At 66.8% G+C, this 17,264-nt stretch carries 17 protein-coding genes and 1 tRNA gene; 9 read left to right on the forward strand and 9 right to left on the reverse strand.

All coding sequences use genetic code 11. The features are described 5' to 3' along the window. The first annotated feature begins 74 nt into the window (after positions 1-74). The 4 genes from LK542_RS06425 (at position 75) to LK542_RS06440 (ending at position 4,034) form a co-directional block, all read left to right on the forward strand. Positions 75-1,052 (forward strand): acetyl-CoA carboxylase carboxyltransferase subunit alpha, encoded by a 978-nt coding sequence (locus tag LK542_RS06425; protein WP_227800983.1) that lies wholly within the window; start codon positions 75-77, stop codon positions 1,050-1,052. Further along, the gene (gene tilS / locus LK542_RS06430; protein ID WP_227811246.1) at positions 1,049-2,458 is read left to right on the forward strand and encodes a tRNA lysidine(34) synthetase TilS; all 1,410 of its coding nucleotides are present in this window, start codon (positions 1,049-1,051) and stop codon (positions 2,456-2,458) included. Before LK542_RS06425 ends, tilS begins: the two co-directional genes overlap by 4 nt. Positions 2,459-2,593: 135 nt before the next feature. After that, positions 2,594-3,841 carry an aspartate kinase gene (locus tag LK542_RS06435; RefSeq protein ID WP_227800985.1) on the forward strand — a complete coding sequence of 416 codons (1,248 nt, stop codon included), beginning with the start codon at positions 2,594-2,596 and terminating at the stop codon, positions 3,839-3,841. Between the two features lie 100 nt (positions 3,842-3,941). Then, a tRNA-Ser gene (locus LK542_RS06440) sits at positions 3,942-4,034 on the forward strand. 216 nt (positions 4,035-4,250) lie between these two features. Here LK542_RS06440 and LK542_RS06445 read toward each other — a convergent pair. From LK542_RS06445 to LK542_RS06470, 6 genes are all read right to left on the reverse strand, one after another. Further along, on the reverse strand, positions 4,251-4,832 hold the full coding sequence (locus tag LK542_RS06445) for a TadE/TadG family type IV pilus assembly protein (protein WP_227811247.1): 582 nt from the start codon (positions 4,830-4,832) through the stop codon (positions 4,251-4,253). Continuing rightward, positions 4,819-5,292 carry a TadE family protein gene (locus LK542_RS06450; protein WP_227811248.1) on the reverse strand — a complete coding sequence of 158 codons (474 nt, stop codon included), beginning with the start codon at positions 5,290-5,292 and terminating at the stop codon, positions 4,819-4,821. Before LK542_RS06450 ends, LK542_RS06445 begins: the two co-directional genes overlap by 14 nt. After that, positions 5,289-6,815 carry a pilus assembly protein TadG-related protein gene (locus LK542_RS06455; protein WP_307728935.1) on the reverse strand — a complete coding sequence of 509 codons (1,527 nt, stop codon included), beginning with the start codon at positions 6,813-6,815 and terminating at the stop codon, positions 5,289-5,291. Before LK542_RS06455 ends, LK542_RS06450 begins: the two co-directional genes overlap by 4 nt. Continuing rightward, positions 6,808-7,392 (reverse strand): hypothetical protein, encoded by a 585-nt coding sequence (locus tag LK542_RS06460; protein WP_227811250.1) that lies wholly within the window; start codon positions 7,390-7,392, stop codon positions 6,808-6,810. The genes LK542_RS06455 and LK542_RS06460 overlap by 8 nt, the downstream gene beginning before the upstream one ends. Before the next feature lie 168 nt (positions 7,393-7,560). Continuing rightward, positions 7,561-8,385: a universal stress protein gene (locus LK542_RS06465; protein WP_227811251.1), complete on the reverse strand. Its 825-nt coding sequence runs from the start codon at positions 8,383-8,385 to the stop codon at positions 7,561-7,563. Positions 8,386-8,516: 131 nt separating this feature from the next. Next, on the reverse strand, positions 8,517-9,413 hold the full coding sequence (locus tag LK542_RS06470) for a LysR family transcriptional regulator (RefSeq protein WP_227811252.1): 897 nt from the start codon (positions 9,411-9,413) through the stop codon (positions 8,517-8,519). A 148-nt stretch (positions 9,414-9,561) separates the two neighbouring features. On the opposite strand from LK542_RS06470, the gene LK542_RS06475 reads away from it, so the two are divergent. The 4 genes from LK542_RS06475 (at position 9,562) to LK542_RS06490 (ending at position 12,931) form a co-directional block, all read left to right on the forward strand. After that, entirely contained in the window at positions 9,562-10,611 is a 1,050-nt protein-coding gene (locus LK542_RS06475; RefSeq protein ID WP_227811253.1) for an NAD(P)-dependent alcohol dehydrogenase, read from the forward strand. An 11-nt stretch (positions 10,612-10,622) separates the two neighbouring features. Next, on the forward strand, positions 10,623-11,834 hold the full coding sequence (locus tag LK542_RS06480) for an MFS transporter (RefSeq protein ID WP_374040124.1): 1,212 nt from the start codon (positions 10,623-10,625) through the stop codon (positions 11,832-11,834). Then, on the forward strand, positions 11,831-12,289 hold the full coding sequence (locus tag LK542_RS06485) for a cupin domain-containing protein (RefSeq protein ID WP_227811255.1): 459 nt from the start codon (positions 11,831-11,833) through the stop codon (positions 12,287-12,289). The genes LK542_RS06480 and LK542_RS06485 overlap by 4 nt, the downstream gene beginning before the upstream one ends. 66 nt (positions 12,290-12,355) lie before the next feature. After that, a complete protein-coding gene (locus LK542_RS06490; protein ID WP_227811256.1) occupies positions 12,356-12,931 on the forward strand; it encodes a flavin reductase family protein in 576 nt (191 codons plus the stop codon). 34 nt (positions 12,932-12,965) lie between these two features. Here LK542_RS06490 and LK542_RS06495 read toward each other — a convergent pair whose 3' ends face one another. Further along, complete coding sequence (locus tag LK542_RS06495) at positions 12,966-13,466, reverse strand: nuclear transport factor 2 family protein (RefSeq protein ID WP_227811257.1); 501 nt, start codon at positions 13,464-13,466, stop codon at positions 12,966-12,968. A gap of 184 nt (positions 13,467-13,650) precedes the next feature. On the opposite strand from LK542_RS06495, the gene LK542_RS06500 reads away from it, so the two are divergent. Next, on the forward strand, positions 13,651-15,582 hold the full coding sequence (locus LK542_RS06500) for a PAS domain S-box protein (protein ID WP_227811258.1): 1,932 nt from the start codon (positions 13,651-13,653) through the stop codon (positions 15,580-15,582). A gap of 16 nt (positions 15,583-15,598) precedes the next feature. On the opposite strand, the gene LK542_RS06505 is transcribed toward LK542_RS06500, so the two are convergent. Both LK542_RS06505 and LK542_RS06510 read right to left on the reverse strand, forming a co-directional pair. Further along, the gene (locus tag LK542_RS06505; protein WP_227811259.1) at positions 15,599-16,630 is read right to left on the reverse strand and encodes an aryl-sulfate sulfotransferase; all 1,032 of its coding nucleotides are present in this window, start codon (positions 16,628-16,630) and stop codon (positions 15,599-15,601) included. Further along, positions 16,609-17,130 carry an aryl-sulfate sulfotransferase N-terminal domain-containing protein gene (locus LK542_RS06510; protein ID WP_227811260.1) on the reverse strand — a complete coding sequence of 174 codons (522 nt, stop codon included), beginning with the start codon at positions 17,128-17,130 and terminating at the stop codon, positions 16,609-16,611. The genes LK542_RS06505 and LK542_RS06510 overlap by 22 nt, the downstream gene beginning before the upstream one ends. Positions 17,131-17,264: the final 134 nt, after the last annotated feature.

The following is a 17,264-nucleotide window of genomic DNA, read 5'->3' on the forward strand; positions in this document are numbered from 1 at the left end:
AGCGCCCAAACAGGGCCTGAGCGGTCGCGCAAGACGCCACAAGCGTTGCGGCCAAGAAACAATTCGGAGGTACAATGACTAAAACAACTTTCCTCAATTTTGAGCAGCCGATCGCCGAGCTGGATTCCAAGATTGAAGAGCTGCGCTTCGTGCAGGACGACTCCGCCGTCGACATCTCCGAAGAGATCGACCGCCTCGCCAAGAAAAGCCAGCAGCTCACCAAGGACATCTACGCCAAGCTGACCCCGTGGCAGGTCTCGCAGATCGCGCGCCACCCGCAGCGTCCGTACACGATGGACTACGTGAACGCGATCTTCACCGACTTCCACGAACTGCACGGCGACCGCAGCTTCGCCGACGACCAGTCGATCATCGGCGGCCTGGCCCGCTTCAACGGCCAGGCCTGCATGGTCATCGGCCACCAGAAGGGCCGCGACACCAAGGAGCGCGCGATGCGCAACTTCGGCATGCCGCGTCCGGAAGGCTATCGCAAGGCCATGCGCCTGATGAAGCTGGCGGAAAAATTCGGCCTGCCGATCTTCACCTTCGTGGACACCCCGGGCGCCTTCCCGGGCATCGACGCCGAAGAGCGCGGCCAGTCGGAAGCGATCGGCCACAACCTGTACGTCATGGCCGAACTCAAGGTGCCGCTGATCGCCACCATCATCGGTGAAGGCGGTTCGGGCGGCGCGCTGGCGATCGCCGTCGGCGACGCGGTGCTGATGCTGCAGTACTCGACCTATTCGGTGATCTCGCCGGAAGGCTGCGCCTCGATCCTGTGGAAGACCTCGGAGCGGGCAAGCGACGCCGCCGACGCGCTGGGCCTGACCGCGCACCGCCTGAAGGCCATCGGCCTGATCGACAAGATCGTCAACGAGCCGCTCGGCGGCGCGCACCGCGATCCGAAACAGATGGCGCAGCTGCTCAAGCGCGCACTGGCCGACACCCTGCGCCAGTTCCAGGGCATGAAGACCAAGGACCTGCTGGAAGCCCGTCACGCCAAGCTGATGGCCTACGGTAAGTTCAAGGAAACGCTGCCGCGCGAAGAGTGAGTTCCAGCAAGGCCGGATCCGTTCCGGCAGTCTTTGCGCAGGCATTGAAGGGCCTGCGCGAGTCGTATTCCCCCACCTCCCTGGCGATTGCCTGCAGCGGCGGTCTCGATTCGATGGCGCTGCTGCGGCTGGCGCACGCCTGGGCGCGCGAGAACGGCATCCTTTTGCACGCCTTCCACGTCCACCACGGACTGAGCCCGAACGCCGACGCCTGGCTGGCGCACTGCGCGCAAGCCTGCGCCGAACTCGGCATCGCTTTCGATCATCGCCGCGTCGAGGTCCTCAAGGGCAAGGATGGGACGGAAGCGGCTGCACGCAAGCTGCGCTACCGCGCGCTGGGCGACATGTGCGTGCAGCACGGCGTGCCGCTGCTGCTGACCGCCCACCACCTCGACGACCAGGCCGAGACCGTGCTGCTGCAACTGCTGCGCGGCTCCGGTCCGGCTGGGTTGTCGGGTATGGACGCGGCCAACCGCGCGCCCGCTTTGCTGGGTGACCCCGATCTGGTGATGGCGCGTCCCTTATTGCAGGTAGCGCGCCGGCAGCTGGAAGACTATGCGCGCGAAACAGGCCTGACCTGGGTCGAGGACGAATCGAACAGCGACCCGCGCTATGCGCGCAACGCCTTGCGCCATGGCGTGATGCCGGCGCTGGCCGCGAGCTTCCCCGGCTACCAGCAGCGCCTCGCGCGCGGCGCCGCCCACGTGCAGGCGGCCCAGCGCATCCTCGACGAAGTCGCCGCGCAAGACCTCGCGGCCTGCCTCGACGGTGACACGGTCGACCTGGCGCGCCTGCAGGGGCTCAGCCGCGACCGCGCCGACAACATGCTGCGCCACCTGTTTGCCGTGCGCGGCCTGGCGATGCCCTCGACCGCCTGGCTGGGCGAGATGGTGTCCCAGTTGTATTCGGCGCGCGAAGACGCCCAGCTCAAGCTGACGCACCCGGCCTGCCACATCCGCCGCCATCGCGGCAAGCTCCACATCACTCCCAAGCTGCCCGACCTGGTGGGCATGCGCGATCCGGACGATGAGGGCGTGCTGATCAAGGAAGGCGAAAGCTTCCATTGGCGCGGCGAAGCATCGCTGGCCTTCCCGGCCTATGGCGGCGTGCTGCATTTCGAGCGGGCGGAGCGGGGCTTCGATCCGGCCTGGCTGCGCAGTCAGCCGCTTACCATCGATTTCCGCAAGGGCGGCGAGCGCCTGAAGCCGGCCGCGAACCGCCCGACCCGCAGCCTCAAGGCGCATTACCAGGCGCTGGGCGTGCCGGCCTGGGAGCGCGAGCGCGCACCCGTGGTGTGGGCCGACCGCGAGCTCCTGTACGCCGCCGCCATCGGCATGGATTGCCGCCACGTGCGCGACGGGCAGGGCGAGCGCATCACACTGCGCTGGGAAGCGAGCTTGTCATAGTTTCTATACGAAAACGGTATTACTTTATTTTCTTTTCGTATAGCTTTTTCTCCCGCCAGTCTTGTGATACTGCGCTGCAGCATGGTATCGTAAGGGTCATCTTTTGATCTTTCAACAAGCTGGAACCCTCCTGATATGGCTTTAATTGTCCACAAATATGGCGGGACGTCGATGGGCTCGACGGACCGTATTAAGAATGTCGCGGCCCGTGTGGCGAAGTGGCATGATGCCGGCCACCAGATCGTGGTGGTGCCGTCCGCAATGTCGGGCGAAACCAATCGCCTGATCGGATTGGCCAAGGAAATCATGCCGCAGCCGGACCCGCGCGAACTGGACATGATTGCCTCCACCGGCGAGCAGGTCTCCGTTGGCCTGCTGGCGATGGCGCTGCTGGCGATCGGCAAGGACGCCGTCTCGTACACCGGCTGGCAGGCGGGCATCCGCACCGACTCCTCGTTCACCAAGGCGCGCATCCAGTCGATCGACGACACCCGCGTGCGTAACGATCTGAACCAGGGCAAGATCGTGATCATCACGGGCTTCCAGGGCATGGACGAAGATGGCAACATCTCGACGCTGGGCCGCGGCGGTTCGGATACCTCGGCAGTGGCGATCGCTGCCGCGCTGAAGGCCGACGAATGCCTGATCTACACCGACGTCGATGGGGTCTACACGACCGACCCGCGCGTGGTGCACGAGGCGCGCCGCCTGACCAAGATCACCTTCGAGGAAATGCTGGAACTCGCGTCGCTGGGCTCGAAGGTCCTGCAGACGCGTTCGGTCGAATTCGCAGGTAACTACCAGGTCCCGACGCGCGTGCTGTCGTCGCTGACCGATCCCCTGATGCCGCTGGACGAAGAAGCGAAGTCCGGCACCCTGATTTCGTTTGAGGAAGAAAGCAACATGGAACAAGCCGTCATCTCCGGTATCGCCTTTCATCGCGATGAAGCCAAGATCACCGTCCTGGGCGTGCCGGACAAACCCGGCGTCGCCTTCCACATTCTGGGCCCGATCGCCGAAGCCAACGTCGAAGTCGACATGATCATCCAGAACCAGTCGGTCGACGGCAAGACCGATTTCACCTTCACCGTCTCGCGCAACGACTACGTGAAGGCGATGAGCGTGCTGGAAGCGCAGCGCGAGTCGCTGGGCGCCGCCAAAATCATCGGGGACGCCAAAGTATCGAAGGTGTCGGCGGTCGGCGTCGGCATGCGCAGCCACGTCGGCGTGGCCTCGCAGATGTTCCGCACCCTGTCGGAAGAGGGCATCAACATCATGATGATTTCGACCTCCGAGATCAAGATTTCGGTCCTGATCGACGAGAAATACATGGAGCTCGCGGTCCGTGCCTTGCACAAAGCTTTTAACCTCGAGCAAGCTTAACAATTTTCAAAATTTTTGGGCGTGCGTCCTTGACGCAACGAACACCAGCCCTTAAGATGCGTGCACTCAGCGCTGACTGACAAGTTAGTTGGCACTGATTGGAGACGTGGCCGAGTGGCCGAAGGCACTTCCCTGCTAAGGAAGCATACGGCTTATACCCGTATCGTGGGTTCGAATCCCACCGTCTCCGCCAAGTTACAAAAGTGAAAGCCACCGCAAGGTGGCTTTTTCTTTTGTAACTTGGCGGAGACGAGGAAAGCCCCTGCGGGCTTTCCGTGTGGGATTCGAAGGGTTGCGCGTACTCGCGCAACCGCGGCCGGCGGAACGTCGGCGAATCCCCACTTTGCGCCCGCCCGCGGGCGCCCCGCGAGCACAGCTCGCGCCTCTCCACCACTTATGCAGTGAAGTGTCACGGACACGGACACGGCAACCCCCCCGGCACATACCCCAAGGACTCCGCCGTCACAATGGTCGTCGCCCGATGCAGCGGAATCCGCAAATCAATCAAGGGAATCAGCATCTGCGAAGTCGGCGCCTCGCAATCGCCCTCGACATCCGGCCGGCACACCTGCGCCTGGACAAACCGGATGCAATTGACCGCATACGGATTGGTCATGCAAATTTCCCGGTTGAGCAGCGCGCTGGCCGGCCGCGATCCGCTCGGAATCGCATTCAGATCATAATTCAGGTAGCTGAGCCGGATATGGCCGTCCGTGACAGGAGGCGCTAGTATCAGCCCCCCAGGCGAATCCCGGAACACGGCATACTGCCTGACGCGGGCAAGACCGTCGGCATCGTCCGGATACACGTGCGCCGCAGCTTCGGCCGCCCGGCGCGTAACTTCCTGCAAGGTGTTAAAGACGTACATCAGGCGCGCAAGCTCGATCACGCCGAAGACCAGGGTGAAGAAGACCGCGGCCAGCAGCGCGAACTCGATCGCGGACGTGCCGCCCTGGCGGCGCTTGCGCCGTGCCGGATCAGCTGCCCACATAATTCACCGTCACCGACGCGTTGATCGAAATCGGACCAAACAGTTCGATATTGAAGATCGGGTCCGCCATATAGAATCCGAACTCGACCGTCACCCGGGTCGGGAGCGAGCCGATCGGGATCATGCGGCCGCAGGTCGCGCCATTGCAATAGGCCGACGGCGAAATCATTTCGCCGCCGGGTGCAAGTTCGGCGATTTCCCTGGTGGCGATTTCCACCGCCCGGTTCGCGGCCGCCGCGCCCAGGGTCGTCGACAGCATCTCGGCCTTCGGCACCGAGGCCAGGTAGCGCGCCGCATCTTGCGCCGCCTTCTGGGCCACGGTGTAGTGCCACATGCAGCGCGCGTAGAAAAGCGGCAGGCTCAGGAACACGATCAGGATCGGCAGCAGCAGCGCCGCTTCGACGGCCGCCACGCCAAGCTGGCGCGTGGGCGAGGAACGCCGGGTGACGGGGATCTTCATGGATACAGCCTCACTTCGCCGGACAGCGACTGTTCCGACACCAGTCCGCTGAATTCGGCAATCAATGTGTCCTGGGTCGCAGGCACGGTCATGAAAAACTTCCCGATCGCAGCGACGCGTGCGCTCGCATTGGCGCCGGCCGGGTTGTCGGGCGAACACGACAGCAGCGGGATGTGCAGCACGCGCCGGTGGCGGGTTGCGACGGTTCCCGCCGGCACCGCCGGTGCCGCGAAAAAGCCGTTGGTGGCGGTGGTCGCCTGGTAGGGCGTCGACGTCGAGCCCGGATACGTGCCGAGCGTGGCCGGTCCACTCTTGTACAGGGTTGCCCACGAGGCCGTATCGAAGGAGGAATAGCCGCCGCTGGGCTCGGCGGTCACCGGCGTCGGCGCCCTGGCTGCCCTGGCATAGGACCAGAGCGGGCCGTAGTCGCCTTTCGAGCTCGGCAGGCTCGCGTGATCGTCAGGCAGGTCGGCGACCGTTTCCAGCTTGTTGCGCGCCGTCGTCGTCAAGGCCGCCGGCTTGCCCAGGGCAGGATCCATCCACTTCACGCCGTCCACCTGGTCATAGGCGTACTTCTTGATGTTGGCGTCTGGCGGGGACACGTTGGACTGGCAGCTGCTCCCGCCATACTCGTTGAAGCGGGAATTGAGCGCGGCATGCAGATCCACGAGCGGCGACGACGGCAGCGGCGAGACGCGGATATCGTCGCCCGAGAGGCGCGGCACCCACATCGTTCCATTGCACAGGAAAGGCGCGAGCCGCGAGATGGTAAACGCAGAGCCTGCCGCTCCCGGCGCCACGGTCGGGTTGACGGCATACCTGGCCGGGCTGGTGCCGTTCGGGTTGAGCTGCATCAGGTCGTAGCTGACACCGCGCCGAAAGCCGTATTGCACCAGTTCGGACAGTGCGGTGCCGCCGCCACCGGGCGTCGCGTTGCGCGCTTCGGCCCTTTCCGTGGACATGGCGCAGACGGCGATCGGCGTGACATTGATGGATGCACGGCCCGCCACTGCACTGTCCTGGACGTGGATATTGGCCAGGCTGCTGTAGAGGATCCTCATGAAGATGGTGTCGACGGTGCTGATTTCGGCGTCCAGGCCGTCGCTGTCCACTTTGGCGAAGTAGATCCGCGACACGTCGGCGGTCGAGCCGGCGCCGAAGTCCGAGGCCGGGGTCCAGGTCCCGGAGCGCGACGGGGAGATGCCGAAGCTGAGCGCCGCTTCGCTCCAGGTGACGGGAATGCCGCTGCCGTAGTACGAGTATCGCAGGCGCTCGGCCGTTTCGCGGGCTTTCAGCTTCGCCTGCTGGATGCCCTCGGGTGTCCCGTTGAGTTCGCGCGCGGCGGCCAGCGCCACGGCTTTCGACAGGCCGCTCAGGTCCACCTTCCGGTTGTACAGCCGGCCCATGTCCAGCGCCAGGCCGCAAAAGCCGATAATGACGATCAGGAGGGGAACGAACATGACCGCAAAGGCCCCGCGTTCCCGCGAGCGTAACTTGGGCCTGGATGCCATCGCTTTACCCATGGTTCGTGAACCCCAGCGTTGTCCCGCAAGAGAGATGTCCGGCGCGCCGCAGACGCAGCGTCCGGTTCAGCAGCGTCACGGATGCGCAGGCCCAGCAGATCCAGCCGGCGAGCGGCAGGAACATGGGATCCCTCGTGTCCAGTCCGAACGTGGCCAGCGCCATGCCGGCCCAGGTCCAGACGCCGGCAGGCAGCGGGAGCCGGCGGCACAGCGCCATGCGCGACCAGGGCAGGACATACAGGGCGCAGAGCAGGGTCAGCAGGAGCAGGCTTGCTGCGCGCATCGCCACTATGCCGAGCAGGCCGCCGATCGTCAGGAGCCACAGGGCGCACCACAAGTCGGCGCGCGAAATACGCTGGCGCCCGGCGAATGGGTGTTGTCCGATCGGGGCCAGGCGCTTGGCCGAGAAATAGGCGAAGCCCAGGCCCGCCGCGCTCGCCAGCAGATGCGCGCGCAGCCCGGCGTGCACCGCCAGCAGCCAGGCCTCGACCAGCGTCCAGCCTGCAAGCGACAGCAGCAGTGCAAGAAAGGAAGCGTTCAGGACGGCATCGGGAAGTTCAATGGGATGCTTGCTCATGCACTTCTCTCCCCCGGTCGTTGGCGACGCGCCGCGCAGCTCGATACTGCGGGGCGGTGATGGAGAGAGTGTGGGTTATCGTGCAAGCTGCGGCAATTAATCTCTCAAGAGAAATTGATTCGGATCACAGGCAACGCCGTGCATCGGCTGCTTCCCGGGCCGGGAGGCTTAGTGTGCCATCAGCACCGGCAGCGGGGCGCGGTCGAGCAGCACCCGGGTGACGCCGCCCAGCACGATCTCGCGGTAGCGGCTGTGGCCGAAGGCGCCGGTGACCAGCAGGCCGGCGCCGCTGTCGCGGGCGATGGCGATCAGGGCGTCGCCCACGCTGGCCTGGGCGCGCTCGCGCAGGACCTCCACCCGCACGCCGTGGCGGGCCAGGTAGAGCGCCATGTCGGCGCCCGGCTCGTCGCCGTGCAGGCCGGATTCGAGGTCCGCGTTGACCAGCGCCAGGCGTACGCTGCGGGCGCGCGCCAGCACCGGCATGGCGCCGGCGATGGCGCGGATCGCCTGGGCACTGCCGTCCCAGCCGACCACCACGCTGTCGGCGATCGGTGCGCCCTCGTAGCTGGGCGGCACCACCAGCACCGGGCGTACGCCGTGCATGGCCAGGTATTGCGGCAGGCCGCGCACGGTGGCGGCGTCGCCCGCGTCCTGGCCGGTGACCACTAGGTCGGCATAGCGCGCCTGCAGCAGCAGGGCGTCGCGGTTCTCGTCCTCGACCATACGCTGTTCCAGCGATTCCACGCCCAGCTGGCGGGCGCGCTCCATGAAGCGTTCCAGGCAAGCGCGCGCTGTGCTGCGCAGAACCTCGAATTCGTTGACAGGAGTGACCGCCATCGAGCCGGTCAGCATCGCATAGGCGGGCCAGGACATGCCGGTGGCGGCGCAGCCCACCAGGTGGGCTTCGTGGGTGGCGGCGAGTCCGGCAGCGGCGCGCACCCGGGCCTCGGTGAGCGGGCTCTCGTCGACATGGACAATGATGGTCTTGTACATGGCAGCTCCTTCTGGACGATGCGCCGGGCCGTACGGAAAGAAGGCGCCCGGCAGCGAAGACTCTACGCCCAGTAAAGGTGTGCGTCACATGTGCGGATGATGCAGATCAAACACCGTGCAAATTTTTAAGCTCAGGGCGTGCGATGGCGGATCGCCTCGATCACCAGGGCCAAGGGGCGCGAGGAATGGCGCCGGCTGGGATAAAAGGCGTGCAGGCCGGGAAAGCGCGGACACCAGTCGTCCATCACGCTGACCAGGCGTCCGCTGCGCAGGTGCTCGGCGACCAGCTCGTCGGGCAGGAAGGCCAGGCCGGCGCCGGCCAGGGCCGCCGCCAGCTGGTGCGCGGCCTCGTTGAAGACCAGCTGCCCGCGTACGCGCGCGTCGATCGCTTCGCCCTCGTGCTGCAGTTCCCAGGCGTAGATGCCGCCGCTGCTGGACAGGCGCAGGGCGATGCAGTTGTGCTTCATGAGTTCGGGCAGCGATGCCGGCTTCGGGCGCCGTTCGAAATAGGCGGGTGCGCCGACGATGTGCATGCGCACGTCCGGGGTGAGGCGCACCGCGACCATGTCCTTGTCGACCTGGTCGCCATGGCGCACGCCGATGTCGAAGCGCTCGGCGGCGATGTCGACGATGCGGTAGTCGGCGCTGAATTCCACGTGCAGGTCCGGGTATTGCGGCAGCAGCGGCGCGATGCGCGGCCACAGGATGCGTTCGATCACGTGGTCGATCGCGGTGATGCGCACCGTGCCCACCGGCTTGTCGCCCAGGTCGCTGATGTCGGCGATCTCGGCCTCGATCTCTTCCAGCTTTGGCGCCACGTTCTGGATCAGGCGTTCGCCCGCCTCGGTGGGCGAGACGCTGCGCGTGGTGCGGGTGAGCAGGCGCACCCCCAGGCGCTGTTCGAGCGAACGGACGATGTGGCTGAGCGCGGATTGGGTCATGCCGAGCCGGGCGGCGGCGCGGGTAAAGCTGCGCTCGCGCGCGACGGCGAGGAAGACCAGGATGTCGTTGATGTTGTCGCGGGCCATGGGAGCTCTCAGGAGATTATGCAAATTCTCGCACGAATTGGCCGCTTTATTCATGACGAGCATTCATAAGCCCATGCAAATCCGGCGCCGTTTTGGCAAGCATCCAGCCGCTACCATGCAGCCTTTGCAGAACATGGAAGGAAGCAGCATGACTGTCCACGCCTATGGCGCCCACGCGGGCGACCAGCCACTCGAACTACTCAGCATCACGCGCCGCGATCCCGGCGCGCACGACGTCCAGATCGACATCGCCTTTTGCGGCGTCTGCCATTCGGACCTGCACCAGGTACGCGGCGAATGGGCCGGCACCCTGTATCCCTGCGTGCCGGGCCACGAGATCGTCGGCCGCGTGTCCGCCGTCGGCGCGCACGTGACGCGTCACCAGGTGGGCGACCAGGTCGGCGTCGGCTGCATGGTCGACAGCTGCCGGCAATGCGCCGATTGCGAGGCGGGCCTGGAAAACTACTGCGACGGCATGGTCGGCACCTACAACGGGCCAACGCCGGACGCGCCCGGCCAAACGCTGGGCGGCTACGCGCAGAGCATCGTGGTCCACGAACGCTTCGTCCTGCGCGTCGGCCACGACGCCTCGCAGCTGGCGGCGGTGGCGCCGCTGCTGTGCGCCGGGATCACGACCTGGTCGCCGCTGCGCCACTGGAACGCCGGCCCCGGCAAGCGGGTCGGCATCGTCGGCATCGGCGGGTTGGGACACATGGGCATCAAGCTGGCGCGCGCGCTCGGCGCCCACGTGGTCGCGTTCACCACCTCCAAGTCGAAACGTGCCTACGCCGAGGCCCTCGGCGCGCACGAGGTGGTGGTCTCGCGCGATCCAAGCGCCATGGCGGCCCAGGCGCAAAGCCTGGACCTGATCGTCAACACGGTGGCGGCGCCGCACGACCTCGATGCCTATCTCACGCTCTTGAAGCGCGACGGCACCATGGTGCTGGTCGGCGCACCCTCGACGCCGCATCCGTCGCCGCAGGTGTTCAACCTGATCATGAAGCGCCGTGCGCTCGCTGGTTCGATGATCGGCGGGATCCCGGAAACCCAGGAAATGCTGGACTTCTGCGCCGAACACGGCATCGTCGCCGACATCGAGCTGATTCGCGCTGATGAGATCAACGCCGCTTACGAGCGCATGCTGGCGGGCGAGGTCAAGTACCGCTTCGTGATCGACAGCGCGACGCTGGGGGCGTAAGCATGGGCAGCATGCATCCCGAGCTCGCCGCCGCGGAGCTGGCGCGGCAAGAGCACCCGGCGGCCTGGGGCGCCGTGTGCGCGCTGGCCCTGGGCGCCTTTGCGCTGATCGCCTCCGAATTCATGCCGGTCAGCCTGCTGACGCCGATCGCGGCCGATCTCGGCATCAGCGAAGGGCAGGCGGGGCAGGCCATCGCGATTTCCGGCGCCTTTGCGCTGGTCACCAGCCTGCTGTTCCCGAGGCTGGCCGGCAGCATTGACCGCAAGCGCCTGCTGCTCGGGCTGACGCTCCTGATGATCGCGTCAGGCACCCTGGTGGCGCTGGCGCCGAACTATGGCGTGTTCATGGCGGGCCGGGCTCTGATCGGCGTGGCCATCGGCGGCTTCTGGTCGATGTCGGCCGCGATCGCGATGCGCCTCGTGCCCGCGCCCGATGTGCCGCGCGCGCTCGCCATCCTCAACGGCGGCAATGCGCTCGCCACGGTGGTGGCGGCGCCTGCGGGCAGCTACCTTGGCGCGCTGGTCGGTTGGCGCGGCGCCTTCTTTTGCGTGGTGCCGGTGGCGGCGCTGGCCCTGGTATGGAAGCTCGCCAGCCTGCCGCGGCTGGCGGCGCAGAACGGGGGCAAGCCTGCGCAGCTGCTGCAGCTGGGCCGGCAGCCCGCGGTCGCCGTCGGAATGGCGGCGGTGGGGGTGTTCTTCATGGGGCAGTTTGCACTGTTTACATATCTGCGGCCTTTCCTCGAGCGCGTGACCCAGGTCGACGTGTCGACGCTGTCCTTCATGCTGCTGCTGGTCGGCGTGGCCGGCTTCGTCGGCACCAGCGTGATCGGCGGCTTTCTCAAGCGCGGCCTGTACCGCGTGCTGGTCGGGATCCCGCTGCTGATGGCCGCGCTCGCGGCGGGCCTGATCGCCTTTGGCAGCTCGCAACCCGCCACCGCGGTCCTGCTGGCCGCCTGGGGCCTGGTCGCCACCGCCGCGCCGGTCGGCTGGTGGATGTGGCTCTCGACCACGCTGCCGAAGGATGCCGAAGCCGGCGGCGGCTTGATGGTGGCCGTGATCCAGCTGGCGATCATGCTCGGCGCCACGGTGGGCGGCCTGCTGTTCGACCTGAGCGGATACCGTGCGACCTTCGCGGCCAGCGCCGCGCTGCTGGTGGTGGCCAGCCTGCTCGCCGTGCAGGCGGCGCGACTGGCCCATTCATCGATTCACGAGGAGACGACATGAAGCACTTATGCATTGCGATTCTGGGCCTGGGCCTGGGCGCATCGGCCCTGGCGCAGGACATGGTGATCACGCGCGCCGGCAGCCAGGCTTCCAGCAAGGGACCGGCCGAGAACTTCAGCGGCAGCGTGCGCGTGGATCCGCTGTTCGCGCCGGCAGGGCCATCGCCGACCTCGGGCGCTTACGTGAGCTTCGAGCCGGAAGCGCGCTCGGCCTGGCACACGCACCCGGCCGGCCAGGTGCTGGTCGTCACCGCGGGCGTGGGGCGCATCCAGCAATGGGGCGGCCAGGTGGAAACCATCCGCGCCGGCGACGTGGTCTGGACGCCGCCGGGCGTCAAGCACTGGCACGGCGCCCAGCCGGGCACCGCGCTGACCCACATCGCGATCCAGAACGCGGTCGAGGGCAGGAACGTGGTGTGGATGGAGAAGGTCACGGACGCGCAGTACGGCAGGTAAGGGGAGGGCGGCGCGCCGCATGGCGCATCCGTGGCAGACTGCGTTTTTGCGCACCCCGGACACCGCATGAACGAGCACATCCAACCCGTACCGCTGGAGAAGGCCTACCGCCTGCTCAACCACGGCCCGACCGTGCTGGTCTCGGCGCGCCATGAGGGCATCGAGAACGTCATGGCCGCGGCCTGGGCCTGCGCCCTCGATTTCGCGCCGCCGAAACTGACCGTGGTCCTCGACAAGTCGACCCGCACGCGCGCCCTGGTCGAGGGCAGCGGCAGCTTCGTGATCCAGCTGCCGACCGTCGGCCAGCTGCGCCTGACGCACGAAGTCGGCAACCGCAGCCTGAACGCCGAGCCGGACAAGCTGGCGCGCGCGGGCGTGAACCTGATGCGCATGGATGGCGTGGAAGCGCCGCTGGTGCAAGGTTGCTCGGCCTGGCTGGCCTGCCGGCTGGTGCCGGAACCGCACAACCAGCAGGCCTACGACCTGTTCATCGGCGAGGTGACCGCCGCCTGGGCCGACGATCGCGTGTTCCGCAACGGCCACTGGCATTTCGAGAGCGCCGACCCGGTATTCCGCAGCATCCACCACATCGCCGGCGGCCAGTTCTACGCCATCGGCGAAGCGATGCGCGCCGCGGACTAGAGGCCTCGCATCCGCGCCGCCCTGGGTTGTCCCGTCATTGCAGTGCGCGCGGATCCCCGCCGGCCGAATAGCTGGCGGCGGGCCTGATCTCGGTGCCCTGGTGCAGGCTCATGCGCCAGCCCTCCGGCTGGCGGATCCAGACCCGCACGTAACGCCCGCGCAGCGGCTGGCCGCCGAGGTCGGCACGGGTGGCGCGGTAGGTGCCGGTGACGACCGCCACCCCGCCATCCTCGAGCAGCTCGATATCCATGTCCTCGACTTCGTAGTTGCGGATGCGGTATTCGTCGCGCGCCAGCGCCTGCAGGAATTCGGTCTTGGTGCGCAGCCTGCCATTGGTTTCGACATGCCGGTAGTTGCCGCTGATGAGGCGGCGCAGGAGCTCGATGTCGCGTCCATTGAGGGCGACGGTGCGCTGGCGCTCGGCCTCGCGCACGCTGCCGGCGGCGAGGCCGACCGGGGCGTCCGAAGCGGCGGCGGGAGCAGCCTGCCAGGACAGGGCTGCAAGACAAAAGGTCACGATGGAAAGAAGGCGCATGGTCGGGTTCGGAATCGGACTTACTTGATTATAAGCATCTTGCATGGCTTAAATGTCACGAAGTCTCGCGAACGCGACACATTGTTGGTACGTCTGACATGGTAATTTTGTGTCGGAAAGTCAATCTCTGGTAGAGTTCCGGCTGGACGGCAGCCAGGCCGTCACCCCACTCATACGGACGTGTATGCCAGCTGCCCCTTTGCCACCCGACGAACTTGACCGGCTGTCGATGCTCGACGCCCTCGATTTGCTCGATACTCCGCCGGAACCGGTCTTCGACCGCGTGACCCGCCTCGCCAGCCGCCTGCTCGATGTGCCGATGGCCCTGTTTTCGCTGGTCGATGCCGACCGCCAGTGGTTCAAGTCGCGGGTCGGGCTGGAACCCGAGCAGACGCCGCGCGAACACGCCTTCTGCGCCCATGCCATCGGCATGAGCGCGCCGCTGGTGGTGAACGACGCCCGCGAGGACGCGCGCTTCAGCGACAACCCGCTGGTCAACGGTCCGCCCGAGATCCGTTTCTATGCCGGGGTTCCGATCCGCACCACGGCCGGCCTGGCGATCGGCACCCTGTGCGCGCTCGACACCAAACCGCGCACCCTGAGCGAGGAAGAGGCGCAGGTGCTGGGCGACCTGGCGGCGATCCTGACCAAGGAGGTGCAGTACCGCGAGCGGATGGCGGTGGCGCGCGAGCAGCTGGCCCGGTCGAGCGAAGTGCTGGGCGCGAGCGAAGCGCGGTTCCGCACCATCTTCGACATTGCCAGCGTGGGCATCGCGCTGGTGGCGCCGGACGGCGGCTGGATCAGCGTCAACCAGGCCTTGTGCGACATCGTCGGCTACAGCGAAGAAGAGCTGTGGCGCCTGACCTTCCAGCAGATCACCCATCCGGACGACATCACGGCCGACGTCGATCTGCTCAAGGCGATGGAGCGGGGCGAACTCGACCAGTACCAGCTCGAGAAGCGCTACCTGCGCAAGGACGGCAGCCCGGTGTGGGTGAACCTGAACGTCTCGCCGAAGCGCAACGAGGCCGGCGCAGTGGAATACTACGTATCGGTGATCAAGGACATCGACGCCGAAAAGCACGCGCAGCAGCAGGTGGCGCAGCTCAATGCAGACCTCGAGCGCCGCGTCCAGGAACGCACCGCCGAGCTGCAGGATGCCAATGTCCGGCTCACCGAGGCGGTCGAGCGCCAACGGGCGACCGAAGCGGCGCTGCGGGCGCGCGAAGCGGAGATCCGCAGCGTGGTGGAAAACGCCAACGACGCCTACATCAGCCTGGACGAGACGGGCGCGATCACGGACTGGAACCGCCAGGCCGAGGAAACCTTCGGCTGGCCGCGCGAGGACGCGCTGGGCCGCAAGCTCGAAGCGTTGATCATGCCGGAAGAACGGCGTGGCCGCAGCCAGGGCGAGCAGGGCTTCCTGTCGACCCGGCTCGCCGGCGCCATCGACCAGCGCCTGGAACTGCCGGCCTTGCGGCGCGACGGCGCCAGCCTGACCGTGGAGGTGCGCATCCGTGCGCTCGCCTTCGACGGGCGCACCATGTACAGCGCCTTCCTGCACGACATCAGCGCGCGCAAACACGACGAGGCCCAGCGCGAATACGAGAACCGGCACGACCTGCTGACCGGCCTGCTGAACCGGCGCGCGCTGCTCGAATCGATCCCGATGGCCCAGGCGCGGGCGCGTCGCAGCGGGAAGGCGGTCGGCATGCTGTTCATCGACCTGGACGGCTTCAAGGCGGTCAACGATTCGCAGGGCCACGAGGCCGGCGACCTGCTGCTGGGCGTGATCGCCGAGCGCCTGCGCGCCGGGGTGCGCAAGACCGACAGCGTGTACCGCCTCGCTGGCGACGAATTCACCGTGCTGCTGGAAGACATGGCCGATACCTTCGACGATGCCCACATGGTGGCCGAGAAGCTGATCAACAGCATCTCGGAACCGGTGGAGCTGCCCGGCCGCGCGGTGCGCGTACGCGCCAGCATCGGCATCGCCCTCGACAGCGGCGGCATCGAGCGCTCCTCGGACGAGTTGCTGAAGGAGGCCGACCACTACATGTACCAGGCCAAGAAGGCGGGACGCGGGCGGGTGTGCTCGGCGCGCCGCCCGTACTAGCGGCCGGCGCGTCCGGCTAGCGCAGCTTCAGGTCGTTCCAGGCCAAGGGCTGGGCGATGAATACGGTGTCGCAGACATTGGTCGGGTAGGCGAAATCGAAGGCAATCTTGCCATGCGTGTCGACGCCGATCAGGCGGGCGCTGGTGCGCGCATTGGCAACCGAATAGGCCACCAGGTAGTTGCCTGGCGTGCCTTCGTAGACGCTCGAGCAGATGTCCGAATACAGGCGCGCGCGGCTGCGGTCGCCGTCGGCTTCCCAGGTCCAGACTTCACGCGCGGTGCCGGCCTTTTCGTCGATGGCGTAGCGCGAAGGCGTGCTGAAACTGCGGGTGGCGCCACGCGGCGCGCCCGGTGGCTGCGTCAGGCTGCCCAGGCCGTTATTGAAGAGCAGCAGCTGGCCGTCCGGCGTGACCGACAGCGAGTGCTGGCCGATCGGCGCCTTGCCTTCCACCAGCCTCAAGGCCAGCGCGCGAAGCGACAGAAAATTGACGTACCAGTGCTTGCTGGTGTCGCCGAACAGCCAGCGGATGGCGCCGGTGTCGTAGTCGAGCTTCACGACGAAATTTTCGCGGCTGGAAATCAGGAGCGAATTGTCGGGAGCATGGTAGATGGCCGAGTTCATGTGGAACCAGTCGGCGCCGTCGACCACGAAGCGGGACGGGTCGTCGCCCCTGGCGCGCATATGGGCGGCGAAGATCCGGCCCAGGTCCCACTCCTTGAGGACCTTGCCGCTGGCGTCGATCTCGGCCAGGATGGATTCGACGCGGTTCACGCCGCCCTCGACCGCATCGAGTTCGGCCAGCATGCCGGTCTTGCCGGGCGCCAGTTCGTGGTGGAAGTTGGTGTACTTGGGCACATCCAGCCGCACGCTGGTGAACGCGCCGCCGACGTCCATCCGGTACAGCACCGGCTCGCTCTGGCTGCCGATCGTGAAGTTGCCGTCGCCGAACATCGACGAGAACGAGTCGGCCAGCGGCGCGCCGGTCCAGCGCATGTGGCCGTCGGTATCGATCACCACCGGCGAGCTCAGGCCGTTCTTGACCAGCACGAAGTCCAGGCCGGGCGCCCGTTCGGCACTGCGCGCGGTACGGATGTCGGGCCTGGCATACAGCTCGGCCGGCCGGCGTAGGGCGCGGTGCTGACGGTGGCGCGGAAGTCGTGCTGCGAGCCGTCGCGGAAGCTGGCGCGCAGCTTCACCCCGTTCGCGTGGGCGGCGTAGAGGCCGAACACGGGCAGTTCCAGGCGCGCGCTGCCGGACTGGTAGGCGCCGCGCCGGTCGAGCCAGGACTTGTCGACGCTGACCGCCAGCGGCTTCGACCAGGTGCCGGCGCGCGGCTCGATGCTGTAGGCGATGGCGGTCAGGTCGCCGTAGTTGCGCAGGCTGAAGCTGAGGTTCGCAACGAACACCGTGGCGCCGGGCGCGGAGCGCAGCTCGCCGATTCCCGCCCGCTCGGCCTGTGAACGCCTGTCGGGCTTGTCCTCGTCGTCGCTGCCTCTGCATGCGGCCAGCAGCGTGGCCAGCAGCGCAGTCGACAGCCAGGCCAGCATGGTTCTCCAAAAAACAGGCATCACGGTCTCCTCCTGGTCGTGTCCGGGTTCGACGGGCAACTCGTCCATTAGTTCTGCCGCCAGGCCTGTGCCACCGAAGAGCTCAATCGAAGCGCGGACGATCCGCACAACAT

Origin of the sequence: Massilia sp. IC2-477, from assembly GCF_020707265.1 — a bacterium.
GTDB lineage: Bacteria > Pseudomonadota > Gammaproteobacteria > Burkholderiales > Burkholderiaceae_D > Telluria.